Source organism: Streptomyces monashensis (assembly GCF_001866665.1).
GTDB classification, from domain to species: Bacteria; Actinomycetota; Actinomycetes; order Streptomycetales; family Streptomycetaceae; genus Streptomyces; species Streptomyces monashensis.
Genome location: NZ_MLYO01000009.1, coordinates 26,770 through 39,810, shown reverse-complemented (window position 1 = coordinate 39,810; position 13,041 = coordinate 26,770). Strand labels below are relative to the sequence as shown.

The 13,041-nt window shown below is 72.4% G+C and carries 8 protein-coding genes; 5 read left to right on the top strand and 3 right to left on the bottom strand.

Translation table 11 applies throughout. The annotated features are described in order from the left end of the window. The first annotated feature begins 30 nt into the window (after positions 1–30). From BIV23_RS01600 to BIV23_RS01580, 5 genes are all read left to right on the top strand, one after another. Positions 31–4,428 carry a CHAT domain-containing protein gene (locus BIV23_RS01600; RefSeq protein WP_143079028.1) on the top strand — a complete coding sequence of 1,466 codons (4,398 nt, stop codon included), beginning with the start codon at positions 31–33 and terminating at the stop codon, positions 4,426–4,428. A gap of 203 nt (positions 4,429–4,631) precedes the next feature. Further along, a complete protein-coding gene (locus BIV23_RS01595) occupies positions 4,632–5,843 on the top strand; it encodes a trypsin-like serine peptidase (RefSeq protein WP_071378877.1) in 1,212 nt (403 codons plus the stop codon). A 150-nt stretch (positions 5,844–5,993) separates the two neighbouring features. Continuing rightward, positions 5,994–7,256, top strand: coding sequence for a protein kinase domain-containing protein (locus tag BIV23_RS01590; RefSeq protein WP_079172860.1), 1,263 nt, complete (start codon positions 5,994–5,996; stop codon positions 7,254–7,256). 190 nt (positions 7,257–7,446) lie between these two features. Then, positions 7,447–8,019, top strand: a complete 573-nt coding sequence (locus BIV23_RS01585) for a hypothetical protein (RefSeq protein WP_071378875.1) — start codon at positions 7,447–7,449, stop codon at positions 8,017–8,019. A 178-nt stretch (positions 8,020–8,197) separates the two neighbouring features. Then, positions 8,198–9,313, top strand: a complete 1,116-nt coding sequence (locus BIV23_RS01580) for an acyltransferase family protein (protein WP_079172859.1) — start codon at positions 8,198–8,200, stop codon at positions 9,311–9,313. Here BIV23_RS01580 and BIV23_RS49485 read toward each other — a convergent pair. The 3 genes from BIV23_RS49485 to BIV23_RS01565 all read right to left on the bottom strand — a co-directional run bounded on the left by BIV23_RS49485 (position 9,306) and on the right by BIV23_RS01565 (position 13,000). Further along, a complete protein-coding gene (locus BIV23_RS49485) occupies positions 9,306–9,803 on the bottom strand; it encodes a hypothetical protein (RefSeq protein ID WP_143079027.1) in 498 nt (165 codons plus the stop codon). The two genes, BIV23_RS01580 and BIV23_RS49485, sit on opposite strands and share 8 nt — an antisense overlap. 87 nt (positions 9,804–9,890) lie before the next feature. Further along, positions 9,891–11,504: a hypothetical protein gene (locus BIV23_RS50080; RefSeq protein WP_071378873.1), complete on the bottom strand. Its 1,614-nt coding sequence runs from the start codon at positions 11,502–11,504 to the stop codon at positions 9,891–9,893. Between the two features lie 614 nt (positions 11,505–12,118). Continuing rightward, the gene (locus BIV23_RS01565; RefSeq protein WP_071379073.1) at positions 12,119–13,000 is read right to left on the bottom strand and encodes a squalene/phytoene synthase family protein; all 882 of its coding nucleotides are present in this window, start codon (positions 12,998–13,000) and stop codon (positions 12,119–12,121) included. Positions 13,001–13,041 lie beyond the last annotated feature (41 nt).

The following is a 13,041-nucleotide window of genomic DNA, read 5'->3' as shown; positions in this document are numbered from 1 at the left end:
CTGACAGTCGGTCAGACTAATGTAAGAACGATGTCCGAGCTTCGGGAACGAGTGGTCGCACGCCTCGTAGCGGCTCAGAACGCCCGTGACCCCGCGCCCCTGCGCGATCAGGACGCGGTGGCCGACGCGCTGTCCCTGCTGCGGGAGGCCGCGCCCGCACCCGGGGCCCCGGTCGACCTCGGCGCGCTCGCCGACGTCTTCTGGACCTTCTGGTTCCGCCACCAGGGCGCCGAGGACCCCGACGCGGAACAGAACCTGACCCTTGTGTTCGGCACCTTCGGCCACCTGTGCCCGCGCGTCCCCGACGGCATCCGGTTACCCGAGGCCCTGACGGAGGGCTTCGATGCCGCCGACCCGTCCCACGAGGCACGGTTCGCGCATCTGATGAGCACGGCGTACCTGAACGCCGCGGCCGAGGGGCCGACGCGGGCGAGGACCGCCGCCCTGGAGTCCGCGCGTGCCTGGTCGGACACCTCGTTCGAGTACGTACAGGCCGAAGACCACGTGGGATTCGTGCTCCTGGCCGTCCACGCCCACGACGTCCACATCACCCGCTTCCAGACCGCGGCGGACCCGGACGGGCTGGCCGCCGCGGCCCGGTACGGGCAGGCGGTGTGCACGCGGCTCGCCGCCGCCGAGCCGGGCCTGTTCGACGCCGACGGGGCGCGGGCCGTCGCCGCGGCCACCCTGCGCACGGTGGTGGACGCCGCACGGCTGCTCGGCACGCCCCGACTCGCCCTGGTCGAGCGGCTGGTCGCGGCGGCGCCCGACGGAGCGGTCACCCCGGAGACCGCCGACGGCCTGCGTTTCCTGCGCATGCTCGACGCCCAGCCCGTCGGCTGGCCCGGCGAACGCGACCTGGTCGTCGGCGCGACCATCGCGGACGCGGGCATCGCCGAACACGACGCGGGCCGTATCGCCTGCGCCGTACGACGGCTGCGTACGGCCCTGGCCGCCACTCCCGCCGGGCATCCCGCACATCCCCGGGCGACCACCGCGCTCGGTCAGGCGCTCGCGGCCCTCGGGGCGGAGCGCGAGGACGAGGAGGCGGTCGCAGAGGCCCTGGAACTGCTCGACTCGGTGGGGGCGTTGAGCGACGAACAGCGTGACATGCTGTCGGCCTACCGGGAGTTGCAGGAGGCGGGCCGGAGCGAGGACCCGGACGGCCTGAAGCGGGTCGGACCGCTCCTCGGGCGCCTCGTCGAACGGGTCCGGGAGGATGCCGCACAGGCGGGCGGCGGCGCCCTCGACATCGACCTCGAACTCGTCGGCCTGGCCGCCGGATTCGAACCCGACGACACCTCCGACGAGCGGATCGACCGCTACCGCACCGCCGTCGCCGCCCTCCCCGCCGACCGGCCGCACCGCCACGCCTACGTCGCCGTACTGGCCGCGCTCACCGGACTGCGCGCCGAGGCCCTGCGCGACACCGCGCCCGCGCGGGCCGGGCTGCTCGCGGCGGAGTGCCGGGAGCTGACCGAGGAGGTGGTGGCGGGTGCCCCGGCCGGGTCCCCGGTCTCGGACCTGCTGCGGCGGGGCCAGTTCGCGGTGGCGCTGCCCGTCGCCATCGTGTCGGCCGGCACCGGGGACGTGCTGGACGACGACATGCGCGGCCGGGTGGAGCAGCTGACCCGCATGTCCGAGATCCGCCTGTCGGGCCGTGAGAGCCTCGACGCCGACATCGAGATCATCCGGGAGCTCATGGCGGACATGGGGGAGGACGGCAGCACCGTCCGGCCCTACCTCTCCGCCGCACTCGGTGCCGCGCTGTCCTCCCGGTCCGCCACCCGCCCCGACCTCACGGAGCTCGAGGAGGTCGTCAGCCTGCTGCGCGACGCCCGTGCGAACGCGCCCGACCTTCCGGGCGAGTTCAACCGGATACTCGCGAACGCGCTCACCACCGTGTCCCTCGGCCGCTTCGACGCGGAGGGCGCACGCGAGGCCGCGGCCCTGCTCGCCTCGGCACAGGGCCTGCCCGGCATGCCGGCGGACGAGGGGGAGCCCCGGCCCGGCGATCCGGTGCTGTCCGATACCGACAAGGAGCTCCTGGCGTGCCGCACCCAGCTGCACAACGCCCTCCAGAACTACCTGTTCGGCCATGAACCGGCCCAGCTGGACCGGGCGCGGCAGATCGCCCGCCGCATGCGCGACATCACCCGCGCCGTGCCCGCCGTGCCCGCCGGGGACGACCCGCCCTGGTACGACCTGATGGGCGATGTCTACGTCGACCTCGTCGAGACCGTGGGACCGGGCGGCGGCCCGCGCCGGGACCTCAGCGACGCCGTGGTCGACCAGTGCCGGGCGACCTTCGCCCGGTGCGCCCCCGGACACCCGCTGCGGACCATGACCGCGATGACGCTCGTCCGGGCGCTCGCACAGCGCGCCATCGCGCTGCGGGCCACCGAACCGGGGCGGGCGCAGGCCCTGCTGACCGAGGCGGAGGAACTGAGCCACGTTCTGACGGACGAGATGCCGCAGGGCGCCCCGGTGGACGCGGGCGCCGCGATGCGGACCGTCCTCGACGTCATCCGCCGGGGCCGCCTGCCGAAGGCGACCACCTCCACCCCCACCTCCGCGTCCACCTCCACTGCCACGGGCGCTCCCCGTACCGGCACCCCGGAGGACTTCCTCTCCGCCCTCATGAAGCCCCTCCAGGACCGCCTCTCCGGCGTCGTGGACCCCGAGGCGTGGCAGGACACCGCGATCCCGGTGTGGATGCGGGCCCACGGTGAGATCGGCGCCGCGGCCGGGGCCCTCGGCCGGGACCAGCCCCGCGTCGACCTCGCCCTGGCACATCTCGAAGCCGGCATCGAGGCGATGGCGGCCGTCACCGACCGGGGCAGCGACCAGGCGTCCGCCGAGCACGGTCTGTCGACCTTCGAAGGGGACATCCGGTCGATCACCGAGCTGGTCCTCGCCCACCTGGTCGGCCAGGCGCTCGTCGAACGGCTCCCCGCCCAGGTGAAGGCCCTGGAAGAGAGCGTGCGCGCGGTCAAGGCGGGGCGGACCCCGCACGTACCCGCCCCCCTCGAACGCAGGGCCGAGGGCCCGGACGTCGACCGTGCCGCAGAACTGCTGGAGCGCGGCCGGGGCCTGCTGCTGGCCCGGCGGATCGAGGCCCGCGCGGACACCGGCGGCCTGCGCTCCGCGCACCCCGAGCTGGCCGCCGAGTTCGAGCGGCTGACGGAACAGCTCGACGCGCGGCCCGAGCCGGGCGCCGCCGGCGACGCCGAGTGGGCCCGGCTGGCAGGTCTGCGCGCCTCCCGCGAACTCGACGGTCTCGTACGGCACATCCGCACACAGCCCGGTTTCGAGGGCTTCCTGCGGCCCCTGGCCGCCGAGGAGCTGAGGGCGCTCGCGGCCGACGGCCCGGTCGTCCTCCTCAACCACGCCAGGCGCTACTGCCACGCCCTCGTCGTCACGCCCGGGTCGATCACCGCCCTGCACCTCGAAGCCGAGGCCGACGAGATCACCGCCGCGGCACGCACGCTGCGGGACGCCGTGGACGCCATCAACGCGCAGGGCACGTCCCGTCCGTCCCCGCTCCAACTCGTCGCCGCGGGCGACGCGGTCCGTGAGACGCTCGCGTGGACCTGGCACACGATCGTGCGCCCGGTGCTGAAGCTGGTCGGCTCGGCAGCCCCCGTCCCCGACCACGCCGACTGGCCGCGCATCTGGTGGGTCCCCACCGGCCCCTTCAGCGCCCTGCCGCTGCACGCCGCCCAGTGCACGGCGCCCGACTGCGAGCGCGAAGGCTGCGGCGCCGCACTCGACGCCGTGGTGTCGTCGTACGTACCCGGGCTGCAGACCCTGGCCTACGCCCGTGCCCGCGCCCGACAGCGCGGTACGGCCGATCACGGCAGCGCCCTGCTGGTCGCCGCGCCCGAGGACGATCTCCCCGGCGTCGCCGCGGCCACCGCTCACGCCGCCGAACTCCTCGGCTCGAACCCGCCGTTGACCGGTCCGGCCGCCACCCGGGAGGCCGTGCTCGCCGCGCTGCACGACGCCTCGTGGGCCCACTTCGGCTGCCACGCGGCCACCGACCCGACGGAACCCTCCGGCGCCCTGCTGCACCTGCCCAGCGGCGAGCCGGTCTCGGTCCTGGACATCTGCCGGGCGCGCCCGCGCGCGGCACAGCTCGCCTTCCTGGCGGCCTGTGGCACCGCACGCACCGCCGAACGCCTCACGGACGAGGCCATCCACATCACGAGTTCCTTCCTGCTGGCCGGTTTCCCCGCGGCGGTCGGCACCCTGTGGAAGATCGACAGCACCCACGCCGACCGGATGACCCGCGACTTCTACCGCCGCACGACGGCCCCCGACACCCCCGGCCCCGCCCGGGCCCTCCACGACACGGTCCGCCACCTGCGCCACCGCATACCCGACCGCCCGCACATCTGGGCGGCGTACGTGCACGCGGGGACGTAGAGCGGCCGCCGCGTGAGCAAGGGCCGCGGCCGTTGCGGCGGTGGCCGTCCTGCGGGTGCGACACGGGGAGGACGCCTGCCGGGAACCTTCACCGTGTCTCCTCCGTTCGCCCTCGGCTCCACGGGCATAGTGGGTGGCGCTCTGCAAACGGCCTGTGTCGACACGGCCGAGCACGTACATGTTCCAACGGGGGTTGTCGCACCATGCGTTCCATATCTGTGTCCTTCGCGCGCCGCGGACGGCAGCGCACCTTTCTCGCCGCCACCGGGCTCGTCGCGGCCCTGACGCTCACCGCGACCGCCTGCGGCGGCTCCGGTTCGCACACGGCGAACGGCGCCTCCGGTGCCGATGCCTCCCAGCCGGCCGGCAGCGCCGACGGCAGGGCGCAGGTTCCGGCCGACCTCGCGAACAGGCTCAAGGCACACGGGATCGACGTCTCCCAGTGGGAGCACGGCGGCTGGAAGAACTGGAACAGGTCCACGTGGCTCAAGGACGCCAAGGACTTCGTCAACCCGGTGATCAAGGGGCTGTGGAAGCCGGAGCGGATGCAGTCGGCGCAGGCGGCCGACAAGACGGTCTCCACCCAGGACGCCTCCGCCGGCCAGGGCCTGAGCGATCCGGCCCCGCGGCCCGTGCAGGCCGTGGCCGAGAAGACCCCCTACCACGAGTACTCCGCCCCGGTCGGCAAGGTCTTCTTCGACTCCCCCCGGGGCCCGATGGTCTGCTCCGGCACGGTCATCAAGGACGTCAACCACCCCGGCAGGTCCAACCTCGTGTGGACCGCCGGCCACTGCGCGCACGCCGGGCGCGACGGCGGCTGGTACCGCAACATCGCCTTCGTGCCGTCGTACAACGACGACGGCGACTCCGCGGCGCAGATGCGCACCGCCGGCGCCACCGAGGCCGCTCCGTACGGCACCTGGTGGGCGGACTGGGTCTCGACCTCGAACGAATGGCTCCAGCGGGGCGCCGAGGTGGGCAACGACGGGTCCCCGTACGACTACTCCATCCTGCACGTGAAGCCGGAGAACGGCAGCGGCAAGTCGCTGGAGGAGACCGTCGGCGCGGCCCTCGACGTGGACTTCTCCGCGCCCCCGGCGAACCAGGTCGCCGAGATGGGCGCCTGGGGGTACCCGGCCGCGCCGCCGTACGACGGCCTCAAGATGTTCAAGTGCCTCGACCGGCCCGGCCGGCTCTCCATGGGCCCGGCGCTGCCGGACATGTACCGCATCGGCTGCACCATGACCGGCGGTTCGTCGGGCGGGGGCTGGTTCCGGGTGGTGAACGGCAAGACCGTACTGGTGTCGAACACCTCGATCGGCCCGGCGGACCACTCCTGGCTCGCGGGCCCGCCGCTGGGCCAGGAGGCGAAGGCGGTGTACGAGAGCATGAGCCGGAAGTACGGCGGGCAGTGACGCAAGCGTGACCAGGGGCCGCCTCCGCAGACGGGGGGCGGCCACTCGCGCTGCCACGGCCTGGACGGTCCGCGCCCCCGGATCACAGAGATCCCACAAGATTCACCCCTACGGTGCCCCGGCGGACGTCGGCAACGAGGGGGGAACACCATGGATCGGTCACGTCGTCTGGGCGGACGCTACCGTCTGGAGGAGGTCCTGGGGCACGGGGGGATGGCCGACGTATGGCTGGCATACGACCTGCTGCTGTTCCGCCAGGTCGCCGTGAAAACGCTCCGGCCGCAGCTGGCGGCCGATGCCGAGCACTGGGCGCGGTTCCGCCGTGAGGTCGTCTCGGCCGCCCTGTTGGGGCATCCGTCCGTCGTCGCCGTGTACGACGCGGGCGAGGACACGATCGACGGCCACCTCGTCCCGTACCTCGTGATGGAGTACGTCCGGGGCACCACGCTGCTCCAGCTCGTGCGCGAGGCACCGGCCGTCGGACCCGAGCACGCCCTGGAACTCACCGCCGGCGTGCTGGAGGCACTCGATCACGCCCACCGTCACGACATCGTCCACCGGGACATCAAACCGGCGAACGTCATGCTCTCCCACGAGGGCACCGTGAAGGTGACGGATTTCGGCATCGCCCGCTCGGTGGACCGGGCGGGCACGACCCTCACCCGCACCTCGGTGGTGGTGGGCACGGCCGAGTACCTCTCGCCGGAACAGGCCCGGGGCGAGCAGGTGGACTTCCGCACCGACCTGTACTCGACCGGCTGCCTGCTGTACGAACTGCTCACCCGCCGGCCCCCGTTCACCGGCGACACCCCGCTGGCCGTGGCCATGAAGCACGTGTCGGAACCACCGGTGCCGCCCTCCGCCCACGTCCCGACGCTGCCCGCCGCCTACGACACCCTGGTGCTGCGCGCGCTGGCCAAGGACCGCGCGGACCGGTACCAGACCGCCGGGGAGATGCGCGCGGCCATCGGGGAGGTTCTGGCGGGCCGTGCCACGGCGGTCACCCCGCCGCTTCCGGCTCCACCTGCGACGGACCGGCACACGCAGCCCTCGCCACGCCCGGATCCCCGGAAAGAACGCCCCGTGCGCCGACGGCGCGTCCGCCGCGCACTCCCGGCGACGGCGGTGCTGCTGACGGCCGCCGCCGTGTGCACCTGTGTGATCGCCGGATCGCACGTCCCTGCGGGCCCCCGGGTCGCGGCACCCTCGCTGATCGGCCAGACGATGAACGAGGCCCGGTCGAGCGCCCAGGCCATCGGCGCACGCGTCCAGCCCGTCCGGCACCGAGTGTGCCCTCACCCCGGCACCCCCGTCGGCCGCGTATGCGAGCAGACACCCTCGCCCGGCAGCCAGGTGCCACGTCACGCCGTCCTGCGGGTCACCCTGTCGTCAGGCACACCTCGTCAGTGGTAGAGCGGAGCCTTGGCGTCATGCTGCGGGAGCGGCAGCAGGGCCCGCGACGGGACACCTGCGGCTGCGGCCGCCGGCCCGGGCCCGCCGATGGTCAAGAGTCCGCCATGTGACACCGACGGCTGAGAGGGCGGGAGTCGTCCGACGTACTGGGGGAGGAAGCAGACGGCGACTCCCGACGAAGGGCAACTCCGTGATCCCGCAACGCATCGTCCTCTCCTCGGTCGCAGGGCTCGTGTCCGCGTTCCTGCTGGCGGCCTGCGGCTCTTCGGACGGCAACGCCTCCAGCGCGAACGCCGGCAACGCCGCCCCCGTCGCCACGGCCGCGTCGGGTCCCGCGACCTCCGCACCGGCCACCTCCGCACCCGCGGACGCCGGCAGCTCCGGCAGCGGGCACATGGCCACGACCACCCTGCTGATGGCCAGGGCGGTGAAGGGGATGGGCACCGTGGTCACCGACGACAAGGGGATGACGCTCTACCGCTACGACAGGGACCAGGCGACCCCCTCCAAATGGACGTGTGCCGGAGGGTGTACGAGGACATGGACGCCCGTCATGGTGCAGGGCTCCGTACGGACCATGGGCGTGGAGAAGAGCCTGCTCGGCACGGTTCACCGCAACGGCATGAAACAGGTCACGCTCGCCGGATGGCCGCTGTACCGGTACACGGGCGACACCAGGGCCGGACAGATGAACGGCCAGCGCATGGGCGGGCAGTGGTACGCCGTCACCCCGACCGGCCAGAAGGCCGCAGTGACGAGTTAGCGGCGATCGTGGCCCGGGCGGACGGACGGCCGCTCCGGTGAACCGACTTTCTCCGAAAAGGAGTTGACCGATTTCAGCGCACTTGAGTCGTCCGGTCGGCAGTGCTCCCGCGCCGGCCGACCCGGGCTCCCCGGCCGGCCGGGAGGAGAGGGCGGGCGAAGCACCTGTCCGACGGCATGTGCGGGGTCTGGACGGTCTGCGCGGCCTGGCGGCGCTGTACGTGGTCCTGTTCCACTGCTGGTTGTACTCGTTCCCGGGCTACCCGCGCAGTTCGGCGCCTTGGTGGCTGGACGGACTGATGTTCGGCCGCCTTGCCGTCGTCTTCTTTCTGGTGCTGTCCGGCTTCTCCCTGGCGATGTCCGCGGCGCAGCACGGCTGGCGGTCGAGCGGCGTCACCCGGTTCCTGCGCCGACGCGCCTGGCGCATCCTGCCCCCGTACTGGGCGGCCCTGGCCATGAGCCTGATCATTGCGTGGCTCGTGGTGCCGGCTTCGCACTTCGGTCCGCCTACCGGTGCGTCAGTTCTCGTGTACGGCACCGTCGCTCAGGACATGGTCACCGCACCCACACCGAACGGCGCGTTCTGGTCCATCGGCGTGGAGGCCGAACTCTATCTCCTCTTCCCTCTCCTCTTGCTGGTCCGGCGGCGGTGGGGCGCGACGGTCCTGGTCGCGTGTGTGGCGCTTCCGGTGATCGCCCGCGGGCTGACGGCGAGCGGCGCATCCCCGGTGGAGGGCGACAACTGGCTCGCTCCGGACCTCGTTCCCGTGTTCGTGGCAGGAGTCGTGGGCGCGGGAGTCGCCGTGGCGTCGGACAGAGTGCGACGCCTGCCATGGGGACTCTTCGCCGCCCTGGCCGCCCTGCCCGTCCTGGCTCTGGGCTTCGTCCAGGGCTCCGTGTGGACGGTGAACCACTACTTCTGGATGGATCTCGCCGTCTGCCCCGCCATGACGATGCTGCTCGCCGCGGTCGCCACCGGCAGACCCGCCTTCCTCGTACGACTCCTGACGGCACGGCCCGTTCGCGGTCTCGGTGAGTTCTCCTACAGCCTCTACCTGATCCACCTTCCGATCATCATGATCGTCATTCGCCGGGCGGCCCCGCATGCCGTGTCGCCCCGGCTTCCCGTGTTCGGGTTCACTCTTCTCCTCGGCCTACCGGTCGCGATATTCGGGGCGTGGGTTTTCTCCCGGATATTCGAGATGCCGTTCAAGCACAACAGATCCTGGAAATCCTTGACCGCGCCGCGCGGAAGGCAGCGGGCCCGGCTGTCGTCGGTCCGTGCTGTCAGGTGACCGTCACGGTGACGTCGTAGCGTCCCTGGCCGGGCGGGCAGCGCATCGCCTCGCCGCAGCTGTCGCGCCGGGCGGTGATGTGGACCGCGCCGGGCCGCAGGGCGGTGAATCGCACGGAGGACGTGCCGCAGCCGCGGCCGGGCGGGCAGGTGGCGGAGGCCGAGGTCCCGCCGCCGATGGGGGTGAGCACGCGCGGGTTCGAGCTGGCGGGTGTCGACCAGTAGGCGCCGTGCAGGCGCACCACGACGAGCGTGCCGGGGGCCACCCGGACCGTGGTTCCGCGTGCGCGTTCGTCGAGGACGGCCGCCCCGGTGGCGGATGCGGAGGACGAGGAGGACGCGGGAGCGTGCGACGGCGGGGGAGACGGCGATCCGGCGGGGCCGGACGAACAGCCGCCCAGGGCGCCGGCCGCCGCTGCTGCGGCCACGGTGGCGAGCCCGGCGCGCAGTGCGCGCCGGGCGGGGCTCGTACGGGCTGACGAAGCGGACACGGGTCCTCCGGTGGACGCCGCCCGGCGTGGGCGCTCGGACGGGGATGGGGGCGAGCCGTCGGCCCGCCCCCACCGTGCGGTGCGAGGTCAGGAGACGGTCACGTCGTCGTAGTAGGTGTAGGTCGCGTCACCCGCGTAGTTGTCGTCCTTGTTGGTGAGGGTGAGCGTGTAGGTGTGGCCCGCGGTCACGGTGCCGGAGACCTGCTTCCAGCCCGCACCCTGGGTGCAGGTCTTGCCGAGCAGCGTGGTGCTGGTGCCCGCCGTGGTGTCCTGGAGGGTGGCCGTCGCCCAGTCGTAGCTCACGGTGTCCGGGCAGGTGACGTCGTACCAGAAGGAGACCTTGCTGCTGCCGGACGGGGCGGTGAAGGACTGGGAGACCGAGGAGGTGTTCGTCGGGTTGGTGGAGCCGAGCATCGCACCGTAGGTGCCGCTGTGCGCCGCCGAGGTGGTGGCGGCGGTGGTGCCGCTGGTCGTCCAGCTCGACAGGCTGCCGGTCTCGAAGGTGCCGTTGGTGAGGGTGCCGCCGGTGCCGCCACCGCCGCCGCCTCCGACGATCGGGTGGGAGATGGCGCAGTTGTTGGTGTCGTTGGACCAGCTCGCCTGCTCGGCGAAGGTACCCGTGCCCATCGTGACGTTGGCCGCTCCGCCCGCGCTGCCCGGCGAGATCCAGGCGCATTCGTCGGAGTTCTCCTGGCCGTTGTAGGAGCTGCCGGTCTGGTTGGTCCAGCCGCCCGCCGGGTTCTGGTCGGACATCATCTCGTGCCATTCATGGCCGAGCGTCATGGTCCAGCCGTCGAGCGTGCCGGGCGAGTTGACGAATCCGACGCCGCAGCCGGAGCCGGAGTCCATGTTGTACGGCTGATTGCTGAACGCGATGTCCCCGTAGGAGGAGGACACCGGCCCGCCGGTGAGCGTGCTGTCGCCGTTGTAGTCGTGCCAGGCGCAGTACTGCCCCTGGTAGCTGTCCGGGTTGGTGTTGTGCGGCGAGAGGACGACGTAGTAGGCGTCCCGGTTGGACGCGGCGGTGGTGTTGCCGAAGTGTCCGGCCGCCTTGACGGCTTCGGCGCCGAGCTGGTGCCCGGTCGCGGCGCTGGGCGAGGCCGCCGAGTTGTCGTACCACACGCCGGCCAGCACGCCACCGCTCTGGTACGGGATGAAGTTCGCGTTGGACGGACAACTCGTGGCGCCCGCCGACACGTTGGGACCGTCACACCACTGGGTGAGGTCCGCGGACCACAGCTCGTTCCCGGTGCCGATGCCCTTGAACATCTCCTGGGTGACCGGGGCCGCGCCGTCCGGGTCGCCGGAGAACGTGGCGTCGCCGTTGCCGTTGGTGCTCTGCGTGCCCCACTGCGAGCCGTAGAAGACCAGGTAGACCTTGGAGTGGCCGCTCTGGACGCCGATGCCGTCGACGCCGCCGCCGTAGGACAGCGTCTCCGGTCCGGTCGCGGTGGTGGCGGCCGGCTGGTCGGCCGCCCAGGACTTCATCCTGGCGTTCTGCCGGATGGTCGGTATGACGCCGTGCCGGTACGGGTGGTGGTAGGCAGGGCTGTAGGGGTTGGGGCTCGCGGTGTGAGCCGTGGCCTGGGTGGCGGCTGCCGCCTGGGGTACGAAGGCGAGTGCCACGCCGGTGACGAGGGACAACGACGCGAGACCGGTCAGGGTCGCGCGGGCTGCACCGCGTATGTGGGGTCTGCCCATGGGTGTTGGGGCCCTTTCTGCGCACGGACCTCCGCCGGCGGTCCGGCGGAGGTGAGCTGAACGGGACGCCGACGAGGCGCATCACCGGGTGTGCCGCAGTCGGCCACCGACGCGGACGCCGGTTCCGTCGCGGAGCAGGGGGAGAGGCCCGAGCCCGCACCGGGTGACCGCACGGGCGATGTGCCCGGCGGCTGGGGAAACTCACGCACGGCGTCGTGATGCGCGGGGGAACTCTCGTCCTGGACCGGACGAATGAAAAAGGCGGTGAGAAGGGTTCGCACTGCGACTTCTTGCTGGCCGAAATGGTGATGCCCTGTCAGACGCGGAGAAGCAAAGCAGACTTGACGGGTTCAGGTCAATGGAAGGAGTGCTGCTTTCCCGGAGCTGTCGCGGCAGGTCGGACCGCAGGTCAGGGCAGGGCGTTCGTCGGCCGCGGGTGATCCTCTGAACTCGCTCTGAATTCGGGAAAGTTGAAGAAAACGCTCCGTCAAAGGGAAGCAAGGGCCCGGCGATTGCCTGGCATGACCGCTACCTGGATTCCGCTCGCTCCCGGCGAATCCCGGGCGTTGCCCCGCGCCGGTGGGGCGGGTCGAACCGACGCCCCACGGCGGTCGTCATCGGCGTGCGAGGACGCGAAGGGTCCCGCCCAGCGGCGGGTTCGCGGAGCCGTGCAGTACCCCGGCGCCCCGTGCGAGCACCGCCTTCGCCGTGAGGAGTTCGATCTCCACCAGCGCACCCGCGAGCCGTCGGCCGTCGGCCCTGGTCAGCGTCGAAAGGTCCCTCGCGGCCAGCAAGGCGGTGCGTGCGGTGGTGACCTGCTCCGCCACCAGCTCCCGCAGGGGCGGGCCGCCGACGCCGGCGGCCAGGCTGTCCGCGGTGATCCCGAACCGCTCCATCGTCTCGACGGGGACGCCCACGCGCCCTTCCCGCACGTCCTCGGCAAGGTCGTTCACGAAGTCGAGCCGCTGACTGCCCTCGATGAAGGTCCGGCACGCGGTCCGGTACCGAGCGTCGTCCTCCGGCGCGAGCAGTCCCGCCACGAGCATGAAGGCGGGGTACGAGTAGGCGTCCACATAAGCCTGGAAGTCGGCCTCGGTCGCGAAGCCCGTGAAACGCAGTTCGGCGGTGGCGGTGGTCAGGTAGGACTCCACGATGCCGCCGAGCCGCGGATGGGCGGACACGGTGTGCGCGAACGCCCGGAGCAGGGGGTCGTCGCTCGTCCTCGTCCGCAACGCCTCGCGCACCTGCCGTTCCCAGGACGCCCACGCCGTCTCGCGCTGTGGCAGGGGCCCGGTGTCCAGGAGGTTGTCCCCGTGGTGCATCACGGCGGTCGCCGCCACCACGTGCGCCAGCAACGGCGGCGGCAGGAGCAGCCTGGCCGCCAGGTACGCGCTGCGCCTGAAACGCCGTACCAGCCGCCGCTGACGGTCGTAGTCGTCACGCAACCCGGGGTCCCGGACACCAGCGGCGTCCAGGCTCTTCGTCCACCCTCGCATGGACAGATCGTAGGGGGCGGCCGCGCCACCTTCGTCCTCTG

Coding starts and splice junctions, on each gene's coding strand:
- BIV23_RS50080 (WP_071378873.1), bottom strand. CDS start 11,504: ATGGGCAGACCCCACATACGCGGTGCAGCCCGCGCGACCCTGACCGGT.
- BIV23_RS01565 (WP_071379073.1), bottom strand. CDS start 13,000: ATGCGAGGGTGGACGAAGAGCCTGGACGCCGCTGGTGTCCGGGACCCC.
- BIV23_RS01595 (WP_071378877.1), top strand. CDS start 4,632: ATGCGTTCCATATCTGTGTCCTTCGCGCGCCGCGGACGGCAGCGCACC.
- BIV23_RS01600 (WP_143079028.1), top strand. CDS start 31: ATGTCCGAGCTTCGGGAACGAGTGGTCGCACGCCTCGTAGCGGCTCAG.
- BIV23_RS01590 (WP_079172860.1), top strand. CDS start 5,994: ATGGATCGGTCACGTCGTCTGGGCGGACGCTACCGTCTGGAGGAGGTC.